Raw genomic sequence first — 23,707 nt, forward strand, 5'->3', positions numbered from 1 at the left:
AATAGTATCTTGTGTTCCATTATATCATAAAATCCCTCAGGAATCACATTATTTTTCATTTAAACAACAACTCCCCTGCCTCTAGAAGACAAAGGAGCTATTTTTATAGTATCTATTGTTTCTAATCTGTCACCGTTACTTGACCTGTTTGGTAATCAAGCTGGATTCCCTTTTGAACATTGGGGATTAGGACATTGAATTCCAATTCGCCATCTGAAGACTTGGCTTCGATTTGTGAAGCGGATGGAACTAAATCCTCATTTGTCGCATAGTGGAGTGTCACCCGATAACGGACCCTCTTATTTTGGTCCAAGGCTTTTCTGACTAGACTCTCATAGTAGTTCTGACCTGTCGAATCCTCAGCCTGTGCTTGGTTTGCCCAAGCTGTCTGAACTGCAATGTTCTTGGGATTGCTAGTAGAAGCATCAAAACCATCCAAACCACCTATCAAGGCATAGCCCAGCAGATGTCCTCTATCAACTGCATGTGTATAGGCTCCCTTTAGATTCTTGACCTGATGCCATCCTGGTGGCGTCCAAGAGGTTGAGCCATTTCCAGTCTCTTCACGATTCTTATACTGCCGAGTCGCTTTGGATAAGATGGCATTGGCAACAGTCGGGACTGTTTCTTTTCCAACTGTCTTTGTTTTATTATCCGCATAGGGTTTGCTAGAAACCTTGGCATCTAGATTGGTTTTATTGCCATTGACAATGAAGGCCCCTGCTCCATTCCACTCGAGATTTCCCTTGATTTGGTTTTTGATTGACTCAGTTAAGACACTTTCTGCCAGCTCCTGACTGGGAGCTTCTGAATCTTGTTTTTTCTGACTAACCTTGGTTCTAGGGGTGTTTGGCGCTGTCTGCATCTGCTTGATGTAATAGCTTCCAGCAGCCAAGAGTAAGAATATGAGTAGCCCTATCAGAGCCTGTCTTGTTTTTTTGTCCATTTTTCTCCTTATTTCTTTAGAAAAAGACTGGTCTCCCAGTCTAATTTCCTGTAAATTTGCTAATCAATTCCTGCCACTTTGCTGGAGACAAGATTGCCCATGGATCCTGTCCCTTTCCTAGGATGCCATAGCCAACCATCAAGCCGATTCCTAAAGCCAGAAAGCCTAGCAATAATACGATAAAAATCAACAGAAAACGACGGAGTACATAGCGTAAGTTTTTATTCTTCTTCATCATTTGCCTCGATTCGCTGAATCTTCGCTCCTAGCTGAGCCAATTTCTCATGGAAACGGTAGTAACCTCTATCAAGGTGGACTAACTTACCAACAACTGTTTCTCCCTGCGCCACCAGACCTGTCAAAATCAAAGCAGCACTAGCGCGAAGGTCCGTTGATAGAACTTCTGCCCCCTGTAAAGCCTGTCCCCCAACAATACGAGCCGTGTCACGGATAATCTCTGAATGCAAGCCCATACGGCGCATTTCTTCCAAGTGTTGGAAGCGATTCTCAAACACCGTTTCCACCATGGTGGATTCCCCTTTTGCGACTGTCATCAGGGCTGTAAATTGTGCCTGCATATCTGTTGGAAATCCTGGGTGTGGTAAAGTTTTTACATGAACAGCCTTGAGATTTTCAAGTTGAGAACGAACACGGATGCCTTCTGACTCCTCTGTCACTTCAACACCCATTTCAAGTAGTTTTGAGATTAAGGGGCGATTGTGCTCCCAGACTGCATCACGAACGAGGACATCTCCGCCAGTCATAGCTGCAGCCACCAGAAAGGTTCCTGCTTCGATACGGTCCTGTACCACATTATGAGTTGTTCCATGAAGTTCCTCAACACCAGTCACTGTGATGGTTTCGGTACCAGCTCCCTTGACCTTGGCTCCCATTTCATTAAGAAGGATAGCGAGGTCAACAATTTCTGGCTCACGCGCAGCATTTTCAATCATTGTGACACCATCAGCTAGAGTCGCTGCCATCATCAGGTTTTGTGTTGCGCCAACACTTGGGAAGTCCATGTAGATATGAGCACCATGCAGGCGTTCTGCCTTAGCTTCGATGTAACCAGCTGTCTGGGTGATCTTTGCCCCCATAGCTTCCAAACCTTTGAGGTGAAGGTCGATGGGACGACTCCCGATGGTACATCCCCCTGGCATAGAAACTTTGGCATGGCCTACACGAGCAAGGATTGGTCCCAAGACAACGATGGATGCACGCATCTTGCTGACATACTTGTATGGAGCTTCCTCCGTGATATCACCAGTCGCATCGACCTCGACAACATGTGCTTCCTCATCAAAGTTCACCTTGGCATTCAGACCTCGAACTACTTGATTCATGGTGAAAACATCTGACAAGATTGGGACGTTCTGCAAGACTGTCTTACCCTTGCTTGCTAGAATAGTCGCTGCCAACAAGGGCAAGACTGCATTCTTTGCTCCCTCAATCGTCACACTCCCGACCAGACGATTATCTCCGCCTTGAACCACAATTTTTTCCATAGTTGTTTCCTTTACTTTTGATTTTATAATAGTCCTCTAAGCGCTTCTTGCCACAGTTGGTACAAACTGATAAAGAATGAACTCAAGATGTAGCCCATCACAATACTAAAGAAGCCTACCAACAAACGAACCTTTTTTGTGTTCGTAGCAGTTACTTTTAACACCTTTTCCCATCTCACAAGATCCTTCAAAAGGTAAAAACTCAAATAAATAAAGAGTATATGACTACTTAGAGTGAATAATAATTGAACCATTTGACTATTATACCATCTTATCCGCTTGCGCGCTAGTTTTCAATTTTTCTACGAATTAGGGATTGTTTTTAAGGTAATCAATCGCATCCTGCAAGGTCTTAACCGGAACGATTTTCATCTCTGTTTTGATCGTTTTAGCAGCTTCTAGGGCTGTTTCATAGTTGCTTTTCGCATTGGGATCTGCTTTTTTTGCTTCCTCGGTGACTGGATTGTCAGGAGCAAAAAAGATGTTAGCTCCCTGACGAGAGGCTGCAACCACTTTTTTGTCAATTCCACCGATGTCTCCAACATTTCCATCGCGATCAATGGTTCCCGTTCCCGCAACGACGCGACCATTACGAAGTCCTGGATCTGCTATCTGGGTGTAAATAGCTAGACTAAACATAAGACCGGCACTTGGCCCGCCGATACCAGCTGTTGAAAAGCGAATTGGAACGTCACTGGTCACTTCCGTACGGTCAATCAAACCAATCCCAATCCCGTTTTTCCCGTTTTCGAGAGTGATAATTTTACCTTCAGCAGACTTGACTTTTCCGTCTTCTTCATAGGTTACTTTGACCGTATCCCCTAATTGTTGAGAATTGACGTAGTCGACCAAGTCTTTTGAGCTGTCAAATGTTTTGTCATTAACAGCCGTCACAGTATCCGCAATGTTCAGAATGCCCTTAAAAGTTGAATTGTCCGTCACGGTCAAGACATAAACTCCCAGATACTTGAGTTCGATATCCTTTCCAGCCGTCTTCAATCCTTGATACTTGGCCATGTTTTGAGAAGTTTGCATGTAGAACTGATTGATCCGCATAAACTCTGCATCAGTAGAGCCACCCGTAGTCTCCTTGGCACTTCTAATATCTGTGAAAGGTGTTAACCAAGCATAGACAAGATGCGATAGGGTTGCATGTCGAATGCCGACTGTTACAAACTGGTAAGCTCCTGCTTCTGTGTCTTCTGTTTCATTGACTTTTAAAACTTGACGAATATCTTCCGCTCCACCTGGAACTTCTATGTAGTAGGGTAAAGGTACTACAAAAGCTAAAAAAGTCACTACTAGTGCTAGGATGACATATAAGGGCCATCTAGTTTTTTTCTTCATGTTCTAATTCCTCCACAACACTGTTTGGGACATATTGCTGAATCTCCTGACCAAACTTCAGAAGTTCTCTCACGGCCGAAGAGCTAATATAAAGATGCTCTGGGCGGCTATATAGGTAAATGGTTTCGATTTCTGGAGCCAGTTGATGATTGTAGTAGTCAAAGCTAGACTCGTATTGCAAGTCGGTGGCATTTCGCAAGCCACGGACAAGGGTCTTAGCACCCAGTCTTCTTGCAACATCGACGACTAGTTGGTCATGAGAAGCCAGCACCTCTACATTATCTAAATGCGCCACCGCTTTTTCGACTGCTCGTTTGCGGTTTTCAACAGGGAGAAAGCCTTGTTTGTGGGGATTGTAGAACACCCCGACATAGAGCTTATCAAAGAGTTTGCTGGCACGTTCAATGATATCCAGATGTCCATTTGTCATCGGATCAAATGAACCTGTAAATAATCCAATTTTATCTGACATAAACTGTCACCTTACTAATCCCATATATTTTTTCTTTCCAGATACCTAAGCAAGCGATTTCTTCTGGGAGTTCTACAGACTTATCGGTTTCACAGACAACCATGATCTCTTCGGAGAAAAGGTTTCTTTCTGCCATTTTTTCGATATCTGCAACGATTTGTTCCTTGGCATAGGGAGGGTCTAAAAAGACCAGGTCAAAGGGACCATTCACTTGCTCCAAGGCCCGTTCAGCCTCCATCTTGAGGAATTGAAATTTTCCAACTTCCTTGGTCATTTGGATGTTTTCAGCGATGATAGCTTGCGCCTTTCGATCCCGTTCCACTAAGACAGCATGGGACATCCCTCTTGACACAGCTTCAATAGACAGACCACCACTGCCAGCATAGAGATCCAAAACACGACCACCCTCAAAATAGGGACCTATCATGTTAAAGATAGCTCCACGCACCTTATCTGATGTCGGCCTCGTCGTCTTGCCTTCTAGCGTCTTGAGGGGACGCCCCCCATAGATTCCTGATACGATTTTCATACCGTTTATTATACCAAATTATAGGCAAAAAGAGAAAGAAAACCGAACCTTGCGGTTCGATTCTCTACAAAATATTTTCGTACGTATCGCGAACTTCTTGAGGCCAGACACTGGTCTGAACCTCTCCAATGTGTTTCTTACGAAGAAGGAACATGGCCATACGAGACTGTCCGATACCTCCACCAATTGTCAGTGGGAAAAGACCGTTAAGCAAGGCTTTATGCCATTCCAGCTCAAGACGATCTTCGTCTCCTGTAAGAGCCACTTGGCGACGAAGGGTATCCTCATCTACCCGAATCCCCATTGATGAAAGCTCAAAGGCACAACCAAGAGATTCGTTCCAAACGAGAATATCCCCATTTAACCCTTTGTAGCCATTTTCAGACTCTGTTGTCCAGTCATCGTAGTCAGGTGCGCGGCCGTCATGAGGTTTGCCATCAGGCAACTCGCCACCGATACCAATCAAGAAGACTGCACCGAACTCTTTACAGATTGCATTTTCACGCTCTTTTGGTGTCAAATCTGGATAGCGTTCCACCAACTCTTCTGTATGGATGAAAGTGATTTGTTTTGGCAAGATGGATTCGATATCGTAGCGCGCTTCTACTGCTAGCTCTGTCAGACGGATAGCCTTGTAAATCTTCTCAACGGTTTCTTTGAGATAAGCGATATTGCGTTGACCATTTGGAATCACTTTTTCCCAGTCCCACTGATCTACATAAACTGAGTGAGTCGCATCAAGCGAATCTTCATCTGGACGAAGGGCCTTCATATGAACAAATAGACCTTCACCTTCTCCAAAACCAAAGCGAGCTAAGGTGTGACGTTTCCATTTGGCTAGTGAGTGAACGACTTCATAAGTTTCATCTGGAATCTGCAAGACCTTTACGGATACTGGATGTTCGACACCGGACAGGTTATCCTGCATCCCATCACCAACCTTGCTCAAGATGGGACCTTGAACTTCAACAACTTCTAACTTATCTTTCAAATACTGGGTAAAGGTGTTTTTGACAAAGGAAATCTCTTCTTGCTGATGGATAAAACTTTTCTTCATAAACGGCTCCTCAAAAATTAGTTAAAAGCATTATACACCTATTTCCAAGAAAAGAAAAGAGTAAATAAGAAAAAGTCAGTGCTCTTTCGAACACTGACTCTGTCATTCATTAATCGTTTCGACCAAAGATTCGTAAGATGCTAAGGAAGAGGTTGATAAAGTCTAGGTAGATGCTGAGTGCCATTGAGATGATCCAACCTGTCGCTACTTGCCCTCGTGACTGCTCATAAACATAGCGAATCTTTTGGTTGTCCCAAGCAATCAAACCTGAGAAAACCAAGACCATGGCAATACTAATCATGTAGTCAAAGAAACTATTGGCTAAAAATAGATTGACAACCATAGCAATGATGAGACCAACAAGTGCCGCCATCAAAGCTCGGCCCATTCCACTCAAATCTTTCTTGGTGAAAATTCCGATTACCGCCATGACAAAGAAGAGAAGGGCACTGGATACAAAGGCTGATAAGACGGTCCCAGGTGTATAAAAGGCTACGACAAAACTGAGCGTAAATCCATTTAAAACAGAATAAACTAAAAATACTGGGAGAGCTGCTGGGCTGTTCTTCGCAGCCATGCTACTTGCAACAAAGACTAGAGCAAGTTCTGCAAAAGTTGCAATCATTAGCCAGAGACGGCCATGCATTAAAAAGTAGACCAATTGGGACTGAAAGACTGTCAACATCAAAGCTGATACGAGAGCCGATAGACCAATCCCAAGTCCCACAAAGGTATAAACCTTAGCGTAAAATTGATTGAGACCTGAACGTTCTTGAATAATCGTTTGATTCATTCTGATTCTCCTTTTCTCTATAAATATGTCTTGATTATAACAAAGATTTTATAAATTAGCTAAAATAAAACATCAATATACCTGCTGCAACTGCCACGTTGAGACTTTCTGCTCGACCTTTCATGTCAATATGAACCAGCTGATCAGCACTCTCAGCCATGACAGAACTAATCCCCTGTCCTTCATTTCCCATGACTAAAGCAAAGTTTTCTAAGGGAGAAAGCTCATGATAATCCTTTGAATCTCTCGATAAGGTCGTTGCCAGAATGGGCAAGTTGCTCTTCTTTGCCCATTCTAAAAAAGTGGCAACGGGCATACGATAGATAGGCAAATGAAAATGACTTCCTTGCATGGAACGCAGGGTCTTGAGACTGTAGATATCTGCTGACTTATCTGAAACAATAACCCCTGTAAAACCTGCCGCATCCGCCGTCCGAATCATGGTGCCAACATTACCAGGATCTTGGACATCCTCTAAAAATAGAAACTTACCCTGACGGAAATCAGGCAGTCCTACTTCCTCTTTTTGAATCACTGCAACAATCCCTTGAGGAGTTTGCGTATCTGCCAAGTCCCGCAAAATCTCCTCTGAAACCCAGACAGTTTGAGGAAAAGTGACTAGCTGATCTCGGTAACTTTCTAAGGCAAAAATCTTCTCAATCGTCACTCCTGCTTGAACAGCTTCTTCAAACAAGTGCCAGCCTTCAATCAAATAGGTAGACTTTCGATATTTTTTTTGATGCAATTTCTTGGCATTTTTTACCACAGAATTGGCTTTTGAGGTTATAATAGTCATAGAAGTATTATAACACAATCAAAGGGGTTTGGTATGCAAAAGGTTAGAATGATTGCCCAAGGTAGGGTGCAGGGTGTTGGTTTTCGCTGGGGCGTTTATACTTTAGCGCTTGAAATTGGTGGCATCACCGGTCGTGTCTGGAATAATGACGATGGCACAGTGGAAATTCTCGCTCAGGCAGACTCTTCTGCCACCATGGCAAAATTTATACAAGAAATCCGAAAAGGTCCGACACCCTTTTCAAAAGTTACCTATCTAGATGTACAAATGAGCAACTTTTCATCCTATCCAGACTTCAAAGTCGCAAATTAGGTCTCTAGAACTATTGTATATTTTACAAAAAAACAGTAGAATAGAAAGGTATAATTTTTAAAGAAGGAATGAAAACATTGAAATCTATTAAACGTTTTGCCCTCTCAGCTATGGGAGTGGCTATGCTACTCGTCTTGACAGGCTGTGTCCAAGTAGACAAAGCAACAGGACAACCTACTGGTTTTATCTGGAACACTATCGGATCGCCTATGGCAGAGGCTATCAAGTACTTCGCTACTGATAAAGATCTAGGCTTTGGTGTGGCTATCATTATCGTAACCATTATCGTACGTTTGATTATTTTGCCACTTGGTATCTACCAATCATGGAAGGCAACGCTTCACTCTGAAAAGATGAATGCTCTCAAACATGTGCTCGAACCACATCAAACACGCCTTAAAGAGGCAACAACTCAGGAAGAAAAACTAGAAGCACAACAGGCTCTCTTTGCTGCACAAAAAGAAAACGGCATCAGCATGTTCGGTGGTGTAGGATGCTTCCCTCTCCTCATTCAGATGCCTTTCTTCTCTGCTATCTACTTTGCAGCCCAGTATACTGATGGAGTATCTAGCTCTACCTTCTTGGGTATCAATCTCGGTTCCCCAAGTATAATCCTTGTCGCCTTCGCTGGTATCCTCTACTATCTCCAATCACTCCTTTCACTTCACGGAGTAGAAGACGAGATGCAAAGAGATCAACTCAAGAAAATGATTTACATGAGCCCACTCACGATTGTCGTCTTCTCCCTCTTCGCACCAGCCAGTGTGACACTTTACTGGGTTGTCGGTGGTTTCATGATGATTCTCCAACAGTTCATCGTTAACTATGTTGTTCGTCCAAAACTTCGTCAAAAAGTACGTGAAGAATTTGCCAAAAATCCACCAAAAGCAAGTTCAGCATCAACTACAGGCGGGCGAAAAGATATCACTCCTAACCAAGCAACTGCAATTACGACTACTAAGAAACATAAAAAACGCAATGCTGGTAAACAACATTCTAGAAAATAAAGTAACGGCTTGGCTGAAAGGCTAGGCTTTTTATGCATCACAAAAGCCCGATGTCTCCATCAGGCTTCTTTTTATCCATGAACACGTTTCATGTAGTCTTGGTAACTTTCTGTATCCATCAATTCCTTGGCATTCTTAACACGGTCTGCTGTTGGTGGTTTTACCCCTTCAAGTGAGTATGGAATTCCAAGTTCACGCCACTTGAATTCTCCCATCGTATGATAAGGTAGGATTTCAAACTTATCAACGTTTTTGAGGGTTTTGACGAACTTCCCAAGTTCAATCAAGTCCTCATCTCTATCTGTCAAGCCTGGAACCAGAACATGGCGAATCCACACAGGCTTCCCAATATCTGATAGATATTTTGCACAAGCCAAGATGTTTTTATTGGTTTGGCTGGTAACAATCCTGTGTTGTTCATCGTTGATCTCCTTGATATCCAAGAGAACCAAGTCAGTGACAGCCATGAGCTTGTCAAATTTTTCAAGGTAACGTGGTTTATTACGGAAAGGGAGGGCACAGGTATCCAAGGTACAGTGGATTCCTTTTTCCTTGGCCTTGGTAAAAAGGGCAATCAAGAAATCAATCTGTAAGAGGGCTTCTCCTCCACTGACAGTGATTCCTCCTTTGTCTCCCCAGAATCCACGGTAGCGAAGGGCTTCTGACAAAACATCGTCTACTGTCCGTTCGCGTGATTTATTGGTCTCCATAGCCCATGTGTCGGGGTTATGACAGTACTGGCAACGCATGTGACAACCCTGCAAAAAGACAATAAAACGAATCCCGGGGCCATCTACCGCCCCAAAACTCTCTGTCGAATGCACCATTCCTGTCACTTGTCCATAGTCAATTGTTTCTTCAGACATATCGTCACCTTCCTTGAAACCGTTTTATAGTTTTATTATATCACGAGTAAGGTGAAAAACAAGGTTTTTTTGTCTATTTTTTAGAAAGCAATCTGTTTTTCACTTTCATTTTCAATTTCTTTTAATGATCCGATTCAAAATCAAAACCATACAAGGTTGCGAAATAGTCCTCAGGGCGCTCTGCACGGCGGATTTGGCGGGCTTTTCCTTCTTCGGTATAGAGAATTTCTGCCGAGCGTAGTTTGGCATTGTACCGATAACCCATGGAGAATCCATGTGCACCTGTATCATGAATTACCAGCAAATCCCCTATTTCTGTATGAGGTAGTTCGCGATTGACGGCAAATTTATCATTGTTTTCACAGAGTGAACCGACCACGTCTACCACCTCAATAGGTCCATCTGGATGAGTCAGATTGGTGATATGGTGGTAGGCTCCATACATGGCTGGGCGCATGAGGTTGACTGCTGATGCATCCACACCTAGATAGGTACGGTAGGTTTTCTTTTTATGAGTTACTTTGGTGACGAGAACTCCATGAGGCGCCAGCATAAAACGGCCCAATTCAGTAAAAATCTTGACCTGACCAAGACCTGCTGGCGTAAGGACTTCTTCATACACCTTGCGCACACCTTCACCAATCATCGCAATATCATTTGGCTCCTGGTCTGGACGGTAATTGACACCAATACCACCAGAAAGATTGATAAAGTCTAGCGAAATGCCCAACTTTTCCTTGATTTCAACAGCCAATTCAAAGAGCTGACGTGCCAACTCTGGATAATAGAGATGGGTGACAGTATTGGATGCTAGGAAAGAGTGAATCCCAAAAGTCTTAGCTCCTTTTTCCTTTAAGATGGCAAAAGCTTCAAAGAGTTGATTCTTGGTCATGCCAAACTTGGCTTCCCCGGGATTGTCCATGATATCTGTTCCTAGCTCAAAAACGCCTCCAGGATTGTAACGACAAGAGATGATTTCTGGAATGCCTGCCGCTCGCTCCAGATGTTCAATGTCTTCAAAAGCATCCAAGTTAATGGTCGCACCTAATTCACACGCATAGGCGTACTCTTGGTCTGGGGTATTGTTAGAAGAGAACATGATCTCAGAACCAGGAAAATCCAGTTTATGGCTCATCAAAAGCTCCACATAACTAGAACAGTCCACACCACAACCTTCCTCTTTGAGAATTTTCAAGATGGCTGGGGTTGGAGTAGCCTTAACTGCAAAATATTCCTTAAAGCCCTTATTCCAGGAAAAGGCCTGGTTGACGGCTCGCGCTTTCTCGCGAATCCCCTTCTCATCATACAAGTGAAAAGGAGTCGGGAACTCTGCAACAATCGTTTCTAAATCTTCTCGGCTGATAAATGGTGTTTTCATAAGCTTCCTTCTATTCTGTTTGCAAAGAAAGGCTGGGACAATCGTTCCAACCTTTAGTTCTATCTCTTATTTGTCTTCGTCAAAGATATTTCCAATCTCAACATCGATGGATTGGTTCTTAACATCAATATTGGTTACTTTCAAGAGTGACTTGTAATCAAACTGCTTTTCACGTTCTTCTTGGGCATTGTCTGCAAAGACTGCGACACCGGCTAGTTCAGAGTCAAACTCACGCAAGAGACTAATCATCCCGTTGACAGTTCCGCCACCTTTCAAGAAGTCATCCACGATCAAGACACGACTGCCTGCCTTGAGACTGCGTTTTGAAAGGAACATTTTCTCAATACGGTCACCACTTGAACCTGAAACATAGTTGACGCTGACCGTTGAACCTTCGGTAATTTTCAAGTCACGACGCACAATGACAAATGGAACATTGAGGACATTGGCAACTGCATTTGCGAGTGGCACACCTTTTGTTGCTACTGTCATAACGGCATCGATTTTTTGGTCCATAAAACTCTTGGCAATGATACGCCCAATATTTTTCAAAATGGCAGGTGTACTGAGCAAATCAGACAGGTAGATGTAGCCACCTGGCAAGATACGGTCGCTTTCTGAAAGTTTGTCACGCAAGTCTGCGATCATTTCTTTGGCTTCATGGCTTGAGATTGATGGTGTAAAGATAACGCCACCACCTGCTCCAGTCACAGTCTGAATATGACCGATTTCAATTTCTTCAAAGGCACGCTTGATAATCACGATATCCTCTGAAATCGATGATTTAGCAGATTCGTACTTTTCTGCAAAGGTATTGAGACTTGTTAGTTTGTATGGATTATTAATCAAATAGTTGGAAATGACAACCATCCGATCACTTCTTCTTAATTTCATTTTTATTTACCATTCCATTTAATTTTGATATTTTATCCATTATACCACATTCACATAAAAAAACGAACATTATTGCGTAAAAAATGCTCGTTTTTCTTAAATCATTAATCTAAATCTGGTTTATAGAAGGAACGATTGTCCATAGCGAAGATTTTATTGGTCATCTCTCCTTTGTCCACCAAAGCTAGAGCTGTTGACATCATCATCATGCTGGCATCTAGATTATCGATCATATGAATAATCTCTGCCTCCATAATGCGTGGACGGACTGGACTTCCATACTCTAGTAAGCCATGGTGACTGAGGATGACATGGCGCAGTAGCACCACTTCTTCTCTAGTATCATCGATGCCTAGTTCCATGACTGTCTTAGTAATTTCGCTATCGATGAGGGCGATATGCCCAAGAAGATTACCTCGCACTGTATACTCAGTCTGGTCTGGTCCCGTCAACTCGATGACCTTAGCCAAGTCATGCAGCATAATCCCAGCATAGAGCAGGCTCTTATTGAGCTGAGGATAGATCTCGCTAATGGCATCTGCCAAGCGTACCATAGTTGCTGTATGATAGGCCAAACCCGTTTCAAAGGCATGGTGGTTGGTCTTGGCAGCTGGATAGGAGTAGAATTCCTTATCATACTTGGTGTAGAGACTGCGAACGATACGCTGCCAGATAGGATTTTCAATCTTGAAAATCATTTGCGACATGTAGTCACGGATTTCCTTGACATCAACTGGCGACTTAACCTTGAAATCAGCTGGATCATTGGGTTCCCCAGGCTGAGGCAAACGAAGCGTGATTTGATTGACTTGTGGAGTGTTGTTGTAAACTTCTCGACGTCCCTGCATGTGGACCACTTTCCCTGCGGTAAAGGCCTCAACGTTATGTGGTTGGGCATCCCAGAGTTTCCCTTCAATCTCGCCACTATCGTCTTGGAAGGTAAAGGCTAGGTAGTTTTTCCCAGCACGCGTCTGTCTCAGGTCAGCTGACTTGATCAGGTAAAAACCTTCAAACAGCTCATCTTTTTTCATGTGACTAATCTTCATATTCTTCCTCATCTTCTTGGAAATGGAGTAGATCAAGCGCAGGCTCACCTTCTGATAACTCAATGTGACGGAGCGTCCGCTCGATAGCTGTAGTACGACGGTTTAATAATTCATCAATATTGCCAGAGGCGTGTTGAAGATGCTTTTGTGCCTTGACCAGAATGCCTCCGAACTTGCCAAACTCGGTCTTAACGCTGGCAAGAGTCTTGCTAATATGGTCAGCACTCTTCTGGATATTGAGAGTCTTGAAGCCAACTGATAGGGAATTGAGCAGGGCTGATAGGGTACTTGGACCTGCAACAATAATCTGCTCCTCCCGTCTCAAATCATCAAAGAAGACCGGATTGCGAACAATCTCTGAGTAAAGTCCCTCTGTCGGAACAAACAAGACTCCAAAATTGGTCGTTTGAGGTGGCGCTATGTACTTGCTCTTAATATCTTTGGCAAAACGCTTAACGCTGGCTAGGAGTGACTTACGACAACGTTCGATTTCGTCCTTATCGCCTGCTTCATAGGCTTCTTCTAGGCGGTAATAATCTGCCAGTGGAAACTTGGAGTCAATTGGTAGATAGACGTATTCCTGGTCGCCCTGTCCAGGTAACTTGATGGCATACTCTACTCGCTCGCTGGAGTTCTCAACTGTTGCGTATTCTCGTTCATACTGGGCAGGTGTCATGATGTCTTCAATGATTTGCCCCAGTTGCAATTCTCCCAGAATCCCTCGCGTCTTGGTCCCAGAGAGAACTTTGTTGAGAGTACCAACATCACGGGCAACTGTCTGCATCTCTCCAAGGCCACGATTGACCGACTCTAGTTGCTTGGAAACTGTCTCGAAGGAAGCCTGCAAGCGTGTCTGTAATGTCTTTTCCAGTTTTTCCTCGACCGTCTGGCGCATTTGTTCTAAACGTTGCTCATTTGATTCTTGCAGGGCTTGAAGGCGTTGGTCGGTCTTATCTCTGGTTTGAAGGAGATTCTCGTTCATCTCCTGTCTAACTTGCGTCAGACCTTGGTGCAACTCCATTCGCACTTCCTGCAAACGGTCGCTGACAGCTACTTCCAAATCTTTTTGGTCTAACTGGCTGGCTTGTCTGGCTTGTTCAAAGCGGTAATCCAGTTGATCTGAAAGATTGTCTGCCTGATCCTCCAAACTCTTGGCTAGGTACTTGTCTTGCTTATCCTGCCTTTGCCAAATCAGAAAGAGTCCAGCTAGGTTGGCAATTAATAATAGTAGTAATACAGTCTCCATCCTACCTCCTGTCCTTGCTATGCAAGACAACCACATAGCCATCTGGGCAAGTCACCGAAACTTCCCTATCTATATATTCGTTAGAAGCGTACACTTTTTTAAAGAAAAAATTTTCCTCTGTCAATTCGTACTTGGCACCAAGAATAGTCAGCTGGCTATCCCGAACTGGCATAAAAGCTAGATAATCGTAGTCTGAACGGGGCTCTAGCTGACTGGTCCCTTCTGGACAATAGGCAATCAAGTTTTGCCCATCCTCAATCGCTATCTGGCGCATATAGGGTGCCAACTTGGGATTGCTAGGCAGAAAGACATTAGCCAGCATATGGTCAATACGACCACCCAAAGCACCGAAAATAGTCACTTGGGCCTGAGGACTTTGTTCAAAGATGGTTAAGAGAGCCAATTCCAGGTCCGTATCATCCTTTTCTGGCTGGGCTTGAACAAAATGTTGGGCACGTTCTTGAATTAACTGACGTTCGTCTGTGGTTACCGAATCAAAATCGCCAACTGCTAGAGCCAGAGGAAGGTTTTCTTCCAAGACCCATAGCGAACCGCGGTCCACACCGACAAAGCAATCAAAATCCGTCCGATAATGCCCACGATCTCCGCCTGCAAAAACGGCAACCCTAGTCCAGTTGTTTTCTGAGAGTTTGAACTCGTTCATTGACATCTCCCTTAAAGACATAGGAACCTGCTACAAAAACGGTCGCACCAGCTTCTTTGGCTTGGGCAATGGTCTGATCATCAATCCCGCCATCGACTTCAATCTCAAAGTTCAAGCCTTTTTCCTGACGAAGGGCAACCAACTCACGGACCTTATCCATGGTTTCAGGCAGAAAAGCTTGACCACCGAAGCCAGGGTTCACTGTCATGACTAAGACTTGATCAACTAGGTGAAGGACGTGCTTGATCGCCTCCACAGGCGTCCCAGGATTGATGACAACCGAAGGTTTGACACCGAGCGAACGAATTTTTTGGAGAGCTCCATGGATATGAGGCGTTGCTTCCACATGGATACTGATGATGTCTGCACCTGCGCGCGCAAAGTCTTCTAAGTGGTGTTCAGGATTGGATACCATCAAGTGGCAGTCAAAGACCATCTTGCTATGAGGACGAAGAGCTTCTACCACACCTGCACCAAAACTGATTTGTGGTACAAAGTGCCCATCCATGATATCGATATGGGCATACTCTGCCCCAGTTGCTTCTAGGCGCTTGATTTCACGTTCAAAGTTGGCATAATCTGCTGCCAGAATTGACGGAGCAATCTTGTATTGAGACATAGGTTTCTCCTTATTTTGGAATTTTTTTGCTGACTTTTTTATAGGTTTCTCTGCGATTTTCAATCTCACTAAGGAATTGCAGGTAGTTGTCAAAACGGAAGGTTGCAATGATACCCTCTTCTACTGCTGGCTTGACCGCACAAGAAGGCTCATGAGTATGGGTACAGCTACGGAACTTACAATCTCGACTGACACTGGCAATCTCTGGAAAGGCCTGATTGAGGTCTTCAGCCGTTGACACTTCATAATCCAGTGATGAAAAGCCTGGTGTGTCCGCGATTTTACCCCCATTGAGGTTGTAAAAACTAACAGCTCGAGTGGTATGGCGACCGCGACCCAGACTGACTGAGATTTCTCCTGTTTCAAGATTGAGGTCCGGTGCGATTTTATTGAGAAGGGTTGATTTCCCAACACCTGTCTGCCCCATGAAAACTGTAACCTTACCTGTCAACAGAGGCAGGAGCTCCTCCTTGCTGGTCACAAAATCGTAACCAATAGCACCATAGGTTTGTTGGTAAAAATCTAATTCTCCCCTATCTTCCAGCAAGTCCATTTTAGAAATATAGACGACAGGATGGATGCCCTTATGTTCTAAGAGTACCAAGAAGCGATCCAGCAAATTGCTGTTGAAGTCCGGTTCCTTGACGGACATGATCACCACAGCTTGGTCAATATTGACAATAGGTGGACGGACCAGGCTATTTTTCCGTTCGTAAATCTTAAGAATATAGCCTTCTGAGTTTTCCTCGGCAGAAAAGTCTACCCAATCCCCAACGTAGGGTGTGTGGCCTTTTTTACGAAAATTCCCACGCGCGCGCGTCTGATAGACTTGGCCATCACTCTCTACATAGTAGAATCCTGCCAAGGCTTTAATAATTTGTCCCTTCATCTTAGAGTCCTTGTCCTTTAAGCGCATCAGCTAGACTGGCAAATTCTTCTAAGCTGAGAGCTTCACCACGCACACTTGGTGACAAGCCTGCCTGATCCAAAGCCTTGGTCAGTTTGTCCTTGATTTCATCAGTCTTGCCAAAGTAACCTGTTAAGTTGTTCCACAAGGTCTTGCGACGATGGGTGAAACTAGCCTTGCATACCTTAAAGAAGAAGTTCTCATCTTTTACTGTTACAGCAGGCTCTGGACGGCGCACCATTTTTAAAATGGCTGAGTCCACATTTGGCGCTGGCACAAAGACCGTACGGGGCACAATGAAGGCAACCTTGGCTGTCATATAATACTGCACCGCAATCGACAAACTACCATAAGCCTTAGTATTTGGCTGTGCTGAGATACGGTCCGCCACTTCTTTTTGCATCATGACCACAAACTCACTAAAAGGAATGCCACTCTCAATCAAGTGCATGAGAATAGGAGTCGTAATGTAGTAAGGCAAGTTGGCTACTACCTTGATTGGTAGGTCTGGATTTTTGAAATTCTGGATATGTTGCGCCAAGTCGACCTTGAGAATGTCCTCGTTGACTACGGTCACATTATCAAAATCACGCAGGGTATCCGCTAAAATCGGTACCAAACGGTGGTCAATCTCAAAAGCCATGACCTCTGCCGCACGCTCAGCCAAAAATTCTGTCAAGGCACCAATTCCTGGACCGATTTCAATGACATTAACCTGATCATCAATCTCAGCTGTATCCACGATTTTTTGAAGAATATTGGTATCCGTTAGGAAATTTTGCCCAAAGGACTTTTTAAAGGTAAAACCGTGACGCTCCAGCACCGCCTTAGTCACGCTATAATCTGCAATTCTCATTTATTCTCTTTTCTAATATAATATGCTTCCGGAGTATAATGATAGAGCAAAACAAATAAGGGAGTCTCAGTAATTCCTTCCAACATCTCTTTTAAGACCGCATTTGGATGGATAATCTCTCGTGTTTTGGTGAAATAAACACCTTGTTCCCCATTTCGATTACGGAGTTCCCAAGCGACATTGTTTCCTTGAACAGACGGCAAATAACGTTCCTTTTCTAGAAAGTCAAAAAATTCTTTCACCGTCATTTCTTCAGGAATCTCAAATTCTGTCTCATGAGACAATGCATCGTCTCCCATACACACAGAATCTCTATCAACTCGAATTTTCATTTCGCACTGTCCTTATAAGCTTCTATTTTAACGCTATCAAAATAAATCTAAGTACCTCTATTGTAACACATTCCTTTTGTATTTTTGGGTTATCTGGCTATTGTTATCACTTTTCAGGACTCTCCAAACAGATTTCGATATCTAAATTTCTTTCCACTATTGAAATAAGCATAAAATTTATTTTTCTAATTCTTTATAGATTGTCTCTTGAAAAGGTCAGTTGTTCAAGTAAGGAATAGAGTTTTGCTTGCTCTTCTTCTTCGTAAGCAGATCTATTTGCTTTTACTTCCCTGCATTTCTCGTCATACAAAAAACCGTCATATCCATCTTCTGTAGATAAGGCTGTGTAGACTTTGGCCATTTCTTCAGGACTAATTGAAAATCTTGACTTGATTTTATAAAGATTTTTCATAAAAGCGCTGAGGTGATCATAGCGGCGCATATCTACTTTGACATTGGTCACACGGATTGCCTGAACCTTGATACCTTTCCAATGTTTCCGCATATAAAGCGACAACATCAACAAGGCTAGTTTATTCTGATAATAGGTCTTGGCAGGACTATAATGTTTTTGACCAGCTAAATTTTCAAAATCAAGCTTCATGAAAGGATAAAGCATCAGCCCTTGAGAAGAAATATTAATAATCCGACCACTCTCTGACTTTTCCAACAAACCTTTCAACAGGATAGAAAGCAAGAAAGGGGCAACAACATTGGTCGCAAATTGCTTTTCTAATCCCTCCTTAGTCAGGATTGGCTTTTTGACCGATAAATCAAAATCCGCTGCATTGTTAATTAAAACATCCAAAGTCTCTTCTTTTTGGATATACTGTTCTACCGCTTTCTTGATACTCTCCAAATCAGATAAATCAGCCAAGATATAATCTACATGTGGATTTCCTGTCTGCTGACGAATTTCCTCACAAGCTTGCTCGGCAGCCTCTTGCCGCCTACAAAATAGGGTCACTGACCACCCTTTCTCAGCTAACTGCCTTGCAGCTTGATAACCGATGCCACTGTTACCACCGGTAATAATTACTTTTTCCATTTTTTACTCCTTTAAACTGAATATTTTGTCATAACTTCTTCCACTTCTGCCAAGGTTACGCCAAACAACTCTAAACGCTTGAGGAGTTGCTTGCCGTTGGAATAGCCGATGCGAAGCTGTTCGCCTAGATACTCTCGGCGTCTACGACTGTCTGCTCCCGCTAGGAAACCTAGGCGAATCAAGTCACCACGGCTGATGTTAAACTCGTTCTCGCTTTCAAATTGCTCTGTCACCTGAGTCAGCGCTGTTTTTAGATCTTCATAGCTGGCGTGTTCAATTCCCAGAGAACGTCCCTTGGACTTAGATTTGGGAACAGCCTCATCTCGCTTTAGAAAGGCATGCTGCACAGTTGGAATGGCCGTCATAATCATGCGCCGGATCCGCTCTCCATTAAAATCTGGGTCCGTAAAGACAATGACTCCATGCAGTTCATGCAGGCGCTGAATACGTTCTATATCCTGGTCATTTATAGCGGAACCTCGTGTCTCATAGGTTTCTACGTCAAAGTAATGTTTGAGATTGGCCGTATCATCGCGACCTTCGACCACGATGACTTGGGAAATTTTTTCTTTCATCACTTGCTGTCCAATCCAAAGATATGCTCTGCATTTGCAGTTGTTATAACTGCTAATTCCTCGGTCGTCATCCCGCGCAAGGCGGCAATAAAGTCCACCACATAGCGTGTGTAGGCTGTTTTGTTTTCACGACCACGTTTAGGAACAGGAGCCAAGTAAGGGGCATCTGTTTCTACCAAAATCTTATCCAAAGGAAGTTCCCTAGCAGCCTCTTGGATATCTGTCGCTTTCTTAAAGGTCACCACTCCTGAGAAAGAAATAGTCATACCAAGCTCGACAAACTTCTCAGCCCACTCCAAAGAACCTGAGAAGGAATGCATAATCCCACCACGAGGACCAACGCCCTCTCTCTTGATAATCTCATAAGTATCTTCTAGCGCATCACGAGTGTGGACCACAAAAGGCAAGTTCAAATCCTTAGACAGCTGAATCTGACGACGAAAAACCTGTTCCTGCACTTCCTTAGATGCTGTCATCCAATGGTAGTCCAGACCAATCTCCCCCAAGGCAACAACCTTGGGATGCTTAAGCTTTTCAAGCAAGTAAACTTCGACCTCATCTGTGTAAGTGCCAGCTTCCGTTGGATGCCAGCCAATAGTTGCGTAGAGTTGCTCATACTCATCTGCCAATTCCAGGGCTCGTTCAATGGTCGGCTTATCAAAACCAACAATATTCATCTGTGTCACACCCATCTCAGCAGCCAAGGCGATTTCTTCTGCCTCACGTCCTGCAAATTCTTCTACATTTAAATGTGTGTGCGTATCAAAAATCATCTCTTCTAACCTCATTTTCTTCCATCTATTATACCAAAAATAGCATCTCCCGGCTTGTAAAAATATTCTAATACCGATCATTCTCCCTTGACTGCCTTTTTTCAAAGCAGTATAATAACACTTATTGAAATTTTCAGCAAAGGAAAAGAAAATGTTTAGAAAATTAAAATATACCTTTATCGGTCGACCACTCAAGTCTCTCACAGATGGTGAAGGGGGATTACTTGGAAAAATGCAAGCACTTGCAATGTTATCCAGTGATGCCCTGTCTTCTATTGCCTATGGACCTGAACAAGTCATTCTCGTTTTAGTCAGTCTCTCTCCTCTCGCTATTTGGTGGAGCCTCCCTATCGGTATTTTTGTCCTCTTACTCCTCGCTAGTTTGACCATTTCCTATCGTCAAATTATTCACGCCTATCCTCAAGGTGGAGGGGCTTATATGGTCACTCGGGAAAATCTCTCCCCTGAACTAGGCTTGATTGCAGGTGGTAGCCTCCTTGTTGACTATATGCTGACAGTAGCCGTATCCGTTGCGTCTGGAGCTGATGCTATTACAGCAGCCATCCCTGCCCTCCATCCCTATAATCTTCATATCTCTATTTTCCTAGTCTGTCTGCTCATGCTCTTGAATTTAAGAGGTTTGAAAGAATCTGCCAGCTCTCTGATGATTCCCGTCTACCTCTTTATCTTCAGTACCGTCTTTCTCTTGCTTTATGGGTTCTTTCAACTATTCACAGGTTCCCTAAACTATCAGGCGACTTCAACCATTGGACAAACTGTTCCGAGCCTTTCCATCGTTCTCCTATTGAGAGCCTTTACCAGTGGCTCTGCCTCTCTGACAGGGGTTGAGGCTATTTCAAATGCGGTACCATTTTTCAAAACTCCGAAAGAAAAGAATGCTGCTCAGACCCTGACCATCATGTCGCTGATTTTAGGATTTCTTTTTGCAGGCATTACCTTCCTAAACTACTGGATGGGCATCACACCTCAAAATGGAGAAACCATCCTCTCGCAAATGGCCAAGGGCATTCTTGGTGATTCATTCTTTGGTCATGCTAGCTACTATCTCTTCCAGTTCTCAACAGCCTTGATTCTAGCCGTAGCTGCAAATACTGGCTTTTCAGCCTTCCCTATGCTGGCTTACAATATGGCTAAAAACAAGTACATGCCCCATCTCTTTATGGAAAAAGGGGATCGTCTTGGCTACTCCAACGGTATCTTAACTCTGGCTTTTGGAGCTATGATCCTTCTTCTCATTTTTAACGGCAATACTGAACGCTTGATTCCTCTTTATACTATCGGGGTCTTCGTTCCCTTTGCCCTTTCTCAGACTGGGATGATTCGCCATTGGAAAAAGGAAAAAGGAGCAAACTTCTTAAAACCTGCCTTTGCTAATATCCTTGGGGCCATCATTTGTTATGCTATCGTTCTCATTTTACTCCTCTTCAGACTGGGTGATATCTGGCCATTCTTCCCAATTATCCTAGTCTTAACCTTCCTCTTTTTGTCCATTCACAGCCATTACCAAAAAGTGGCAAAACAACTGCGACTCTACGAAGGAATTGAAAAGCGCACTTACGACGGCAACCGTGTCCTTGTCCTAGTAGGAAATGTCACTCGAGTAAGTGTCGGAGCCATTAACTACGCTCAAAGTATCGGTGACGAAGTGTTAGCCATGCACATTTCTACTAAAGAAACGGCAGAAAAAGACCAAGAAATTCTTCAGGAATTTGCCGATTACTTCCCAAATATCACTCTGAAGAATATCAATACCAGCTACCGCGACATCATCACCCCTAGCGTTAAGTATGTCAAACGAATCGCCCAAGAAGCTAAGCAAAAAAACTACACCGTTACAGTTCTTGTACCACAATTTATTCCTAACAAGCCTTGGCAAAATATCCTGCACAATCAAATGAGCCTTAAACTAAAATACGCTCTCAGATGGCATGAAGACGTCGTTGTCGCTAGCTACTCTTATCACTTAAAAGAATAAACAAAAACTCAAAATCAGTAACTTATATCTGGTTTTGAGTTTTTTGGATGTGACCTTTTAAATGAGCCCTCCATGAGTTTCATCTAAAATGACCGATTTCGTGGACAATGCACTCTTTAAAATCAAAAGAAAAGCCAGTAGACTCGAGTTCCTACTGACTTCTTTGTTGAATTCGTTTGGATTATGCAGCCAAAACTTTGCGTCCTTTACGACGACGAGCTGCCAATACGCGACGACCGTTTTTAGTTGACATACGGTTACGGAATCCGTGTTTACGCGCACGACGAAGTTTACTTGGTTGATAAGTACGTTTCACGATGAATACCTCCTCATAGATTTTGTATTCGTTTAGCCGGCTATAAAGTGATCAGTTACTAAACATACTTTACTATTCTATCTGATTCTGACCTATTTGTCAATAGCTCTAAGGAAATGTTTCCTGCTTTTCCCTATGAAAGCCTTATCTACGATACTGACTCAAGAAACGTGTCATCTTTTCTTGAATTTGCGCCAATTCGTCCACACGAGGAAGGTAAACGATACGGAAATGGTCTGGTTCCTTCCAGTTAAAACCACGACCATGAACCAAGAGAACCTTTTCCTGCTTCAAGAAATCAAGAACGAACTGTTCATCATCATCAATGCGGTACATATTGCGGTCGATTTTAGGGAAGATATAAAGACCCGCCTTCGGCTTGACCGCAGACAAACCTGGGATATCTTGAATGGCATTGTAAATGAAGTTTCTTTGCTCATAGATTCGTCCACCAGGAAGGAGCAATTCATCCACTGACTGGTGCCCACCTAGTGAAGTTTGTACGACTTGCTGGGCCAAAACGTTAGAGCAAAGACGCATATTGGACAGCATATTGAGACCTTCGATATAGCCCTTGACATGGTGCTTAGGACCAGACAAGACCATCCATCCTACACGGAAACCAGCGATACGGTGAGATTTTGACAAACCATTCATGCTGACACAGAAAACATCTGGTGCCAAGCTCGCCACAGGCGTATGCACATGCCCATCCATCACCATGCGGTCATAAATCTCATCTGCAAAGATGATCAAATCGTTCTGACGAGCAATCTCAATAATCTCCAACAAGAGTTCCTTAGGATAAAGGGCTCCAGTTGGGTTGTTCGGATTGATAAGGACGATTGCCTTGGTATTGGAAGTAATTTTTGACTTAATATCATCAATATCTGGGTACCACTCTGCAGCTTCATCACAGATATAGTGAACAGCATTTCCCCCAGCTAGGCTGACCGCTGCTGTCCAGAGAGGATAGTCCGGCATAGGTACCAAGACCTCATCGCCATTATCCAAAAGCCCTTGCATGGACATAACAATCAGCTCACTGACACCATTTCCAAGGTAGATATCATCAATGTCCACATTGGGAAATTTCTTCAGTTGGCAATACTGCATGATGGCCTTGCGGGCTGAGAAAATCCCTTTGGAGTCAGAATATCCCTCACTATCACGCGCATTCATAATCAAGTCATGAATGACCTCGTCTGGCGCTGTAAAGCCAAATTCTGCTGGATTCCCTGTATTCAGACGTAAAATCTTTTCTCCGTTTGCTCGCATCCGCATGGCTTCTTCCAAAACAGGGCCACGGATATCATAGGCAACGTGCTCTAACTTACTAGACTTGTTATATTCTTTCATCTTGTTTCCTCAATTCATCGAGATAGTAACATTATACCACTAGAAAGGGATTGCGACAAGTTTCCTGA

28 protein-coding genes are annotated in these 23,707 nt (G+C 43.5%); 3 read left to right on the top strand and 25 right to left on the bottom strand.

Translation table 11 applies throughout. From position 1 onward, the window contains the following. Positions 1–121: 121 nt before the first annotated feature. The 10 genes from I6H78_RS03975 to I6H78_RS04020 all read right to left on the bottom strand — a co-directional run bounded on the left by I6H78_RS03975 (position 122) and on the right by I6H78_RS04020 (position 7,445). Entirely contained in the window at positions 122–946 is an 825-nt protein-coding gene (locus I6H78_RS03975; protein WP_198460149.1) for a DNA/RNA non-specific endonuclease, read from the bottom strand. Positions 947–986: 40 nt separating this feature from the next. Beyond that, on the bottom strand, positions 987–1,181 hold the full coding sequence (locus tag I6H78_RS03980) for a DNA-directed RNA polymerase subunit beta (RefSeq protein ID WP_198460150.1): 195 nt from the start codon (positions 1,179–1,181) through the stop codon (positions 987–989). Further along, the gene (gene murA, locus I6H78_RS03985) at positions 1,168–2,451 is read right to left on the bottom strand and encodes a UDP-N-acetylglucosamine 1-carboxyvinyltransferase (RefSeq protein WP_198460151.1); all 1,284 of its coding nucleotides are present in this window, start codon (positions 2,449–2,451) and stop codon (positions 1,168–1,170) included. The genes I6H78_RS03980 and murA overlap by 14 nt, the downstream gene beginning before the upstream one ends. A gap of 23 nt (positions 2,452–2,474) precedes the next feature. Further along, positions 2,475–2,705, bottom strand: coding sequence for a DUF1146 family protein (locus I6H78_RS03990; protein WP_002892633.1), 231 nt, complete (start codon positions 2,703–2,705; stop codon positions 2,475–2,477). Positions 2,706–2,760: 55 nt separating this feature from the next. Beyond that, positions 2,761–3,798 carry a SepM family pheromone-processing serine protease gene (locus I6H78_RS03995; protein ID WP_084939620.1) on the bottom strand — a complete coding sequence of 346 codons (1,038 nt, stop codon included), beginning with the start codon at positions 3,796–3,798 and terminating at the stop codon, positions 2,761–2,763. Further along, positions 3,782–4,270: a pantetheine-phosphate adenylyltransferase gene (coaD, locus tag I6H78_RS04000; protein WP_084872220.1), complete on the bottom strand. Its 489-nt coding sequence runs from the start codon at positions 4,268–4,270 to the stop codon at positions 3,782–3,784. The genes I6H78_RS03995 and coaD overlap by 17 nt, the downstream gene beginning before the upstream one ends. After that, entirely contained in the window at positions 4,260–4,799 is a 540-nt protein-coding gene (rsmD, locus tag I6H78_RS04005; RefSeq protein WP_198460152.1) for a 16S rRNA (guanine(966)-N(2))-methyltransferase RsmD, read from the bottom strand. Before rsmD ends, coaD begins: the two co-directional genes overlap by 11 nt. A gap of 64 nt (positions 4,800–4,863) precedes the next feature. After that, positions 4,864–5,856: an aspartate--ammonia ligase gene (asnA, locus tag I6H78_RS04010; RefSeq protein WP_000747987.1), complete on the bottom strand. Its 993-nt coding sequence runs from the start codon at positions 5,854–5,856 to the stop codon at positions 4,864–4,866. Positions 5,857–5,965: 109 nt separating this feature from the next. Next, on the bottom strand, positions 5,966–6,649 hold the full coding sequence (locus tag I6H78_RS04015) for a Bax inhibitor-1/YccA family protein (RefSeq protein ID WP_198460153.1): 684 nt from the start codon (positions 6,647–6,649) through the stop codon (positions 5,966–5,968). A gap of 55 nt (positions 6,650–6,704) precedes the next feature. Beyond that, the gene (locus I6H78_RS04020; RefSeq protein WP_198460154.1) at positions 6,705–7,445 is read right to left on the bottom strand and encodes a TrmH family RNA methyltransferase; all 741 of its coding nucleotides are present in this window, start codon (positions 7,443–7,445) and stop codon (positions 6,705–6,707) included. 33 nt (positions 7,446–7,478) lie between these two features. Here I6H78_RS04020 and I6H78_RS04025 point away from each other — a divergent pair, with 33 nt between their 5' ends. Both I6H78_RS04025 and yidC read left to right on the top strand, forming a co-directional pair. Beyond that, positions 7,479–7,757 carry an acylphosphatase gene (locus I6H78_RS04025; RefSeq protein WP_001174619.1) on the top strand — a complete coding sequence of 93 codons (279 nt, stop codon included), beginning with the start codon at positions 7,479–7,481 and terminating at the stop codon, positions 7,755–7,757. A 77-nt stretch (positions 7,758–7,834) separates the two neighbouring features. Continuing rightward, a complete protein-coding gene (gene yidC / locus I6H78_RS04030) occupies positions 7,835–8,764 on the top strand; it encodes a membrane protein insertase YidC (protein WP_198460223.1) in 930 nt (309 codons plus the stop codon). A 71-nt stretch (positions 8,765–8,835) separates the two neighbouring features. On the opposite strand, the gene pflA is transcribed toward yidC, so the two are convergent. The 13 genes from pflA to I6H78_RS04095 form a co-directional block, all read right to left on the bottom strand. Beyond that, a complete protein-coding gene (pflA, locus tag I6H78_RS04035; RefSeq protein WP_198460155.1) occupies positions 8,836–9,630 on the bottom strand; it encodes a pyruvate formate-lyase-activating protein in 795 nt (264 codons plus the stop codon). 121 nt (positions 9,631–9,751) lie between these two features. After that, the gene (locus I6H78_RS04040) at positions 9,752–11,008 is read right to left on the bottom strand and encodes a diaminopimelate decarboxylase (RefSeq protein ID WP_198460156.1); all 1,257 of its coding nucleotides are present in this window, start codon (positions 11,006–11,008) and stop codon (positions 9,752–9,754) included. A gap of 66 nt (positions 11,009–11,074) precedes the next feature. Next, complete coding sequence (gene purR / locus I6H78_RS04045; protein WP_002874197.1) at positions 11,075–11,902, bottom strand: pur operon repressor; 828 nt, start codon at positions 11,900–11,902, stop codon at positions 11,075–11,077. A gap of 104 nt (positions 11,903–12,006) precedes the next feature. Then, a complete protein-coding gene (locus I6H78_RS04050; protein WP_198460157.1) occupies positions 12,007–12,948 on the bottom strand; it encodes a 3'-5' exoribonuclease YhaM family protein in 942 nt (313 codons plus the stop codon). Then, positions 12,938–14,194, bottom strand: coding sequence for a DNA recombination protein RmuC (locus tag I6H78_RS04055; protein WP_061421642.1), 1,257 nt, complete (start codon positions 14,192–14,194; stop codon positions 12,938–12,940). The genes I6H78_RS04050 and I6H78_RS04055 overlap by 11 nt, the downstream gene beginning before the upstream one ends. Position 14,195: 1 nt before the next feature. Further along, a complete protein-coding gene (locus I6H78_RS04060; protein ID WP_198460158.1) occupies positions 14,196–14,858 on the bottom strand; it encodes a thiamine diphosphokinase in 663 nt (220 codons plus the stop codon). Further along, positions 14,821–15,477: a ribulose-phosphate 3-epimerase gene (gene rpe, locus I6H78_RS04065; protein WP_129326382.1), complete on the bottom strand. Its 657-nt coding sequence runs from the start codon at positions 15,475–15,477 to the stop codon at positions 14,821–14,823. Before rpe ends, I6H78_RS04060 begins: the two co-directional genes overlap by 38 nt. A gap of 10 nt (positions 15,478–15,487) precedes the next feature. Then, on the bottom strand, positions 15,488–16,366 hold the full coding sequence (rsgA, locus tag I6H78_RS04070; protein WP_198460159.1) for a ribosome small subunit-dependent GTPase A: 879 nt from the start codon (positions 16,364–16,366) through the stop codon (positions 15,488–15,490). Position 16,367: 1 nt separating this feature from the next. Beyond that, positions 16,368–17,240: a 16S rRNA (adenine(1518)-N(6)/adenine(1519)-N(6))-dimethyltransferase RsmA gene (gene rsmA, locus I6H78_RS04075; RefSeq protein ID WP_198460160.1), complete on the bottom strand. Its 873-nt coding sequence runs from the start codon at positions 17,238–17,240 to the stop codon at positions 16,368–16,370. Beyond that, positions 17,237–17,572, bottom strand: coding sequence for a hypothetical protein (locus tag I6H78_RS04080; RefSeq protein WP_002874188.1), 336 nt, complete (start codon positions 17,570–17,572; stop codon positions 17,237–17,239). The genes rsmA and I6H78_RS04080 overlap by 4 nt, the downstream gene beginning before the upstream one ends. Before the next feature lie 193 nt (positions 17,573–17,765). After that, a complete protein-coding gene (locus I6H78_RS04085; RefSeq protein WP_198460161.1) occupies positions 17,766–18,620 on the bottom strand; it encodes an SDR family NAD(P)-dependent oxidoreductase in 855 nt (284 codons plus the stop codon). A gap of 11 nt (positions 18,621–18,631) precedes the next feature. Further along, positions 18,632–19,195, bottom strand: a complete 564-nt coding sequence (gene rnmV / locus I6H78_RS04090) for a ribonuclease M5 (RefSeq protein WP_198460162.1) — start codon at positions 19,193–19,195, stop codon at positions 18,632–18,634. Next, positions 19,195–19,968, bottom strand: coding sequence for a TatD family hydrolase (locus I6H78_RS04095; RefSeq protein WP_198460224.1), 774 nt, complete (start codon positions 19,966–19,968; stop codon positions 19,195–19,197). Before I6H78_RS04095 ends, rnmV begins: the two co-directional genes overlap by 1 nt. A gap of 151 nt (positions 19,969–20,119) precedes the next feature. On the opposite strand from I6H78_RS04095, the gene I6H78_RS04100 reads away from it, so the two are divergent. After that, positions 20,120–21,964, top strand: coding sequence for an APC family permease (locus tag I6H78_RS04100; RefSeq protein WP_198460163.1), 1,845 nt, complete (start codon positions 20,120–20,122; stop codon positions 21,962–21,964). A gap of 181 nt (positions 21,965–22,145) precedes the next feature. On the opposite strand, the gene rpmH is transcribed toward I6H78_RS04100, so the two are convergent. Next, on the bottom strand, positions 22,146–22,280 hold the full coding sequence (rpmH, locus tag I6H78_RS04105) for a 50S ribosomal protein L34 (protein ID WP_000831905.1): 135 nt from the start codon (positions 22,278–22,280) through the stop codon (positions 22,146–22,148). Between the two features lie 144 nt (positions 22,281–22,424). Further along, positions 22,425–23,639, bottom strand: a complete 1,215-nt coding sequence (locus tag I6H78_RS04110) for a pyridoxal phosphate-dependent aminotransferase (protein ID WP_000666454.1) — start codon at positions 23,637–23,639, stop codon at positions 22,425–22,427. Positions 23,640–23,707: the final 68 nt, after the last annotated feature.

This window comes from Streptococcus oralis (assembly GCF_016127915.1).
Lineage (GTDB): Bacteria > Bacillota > Bacilli > Lactobacillales > Streptococcaceae > Streptococcus > Streptococcus oralis_BO.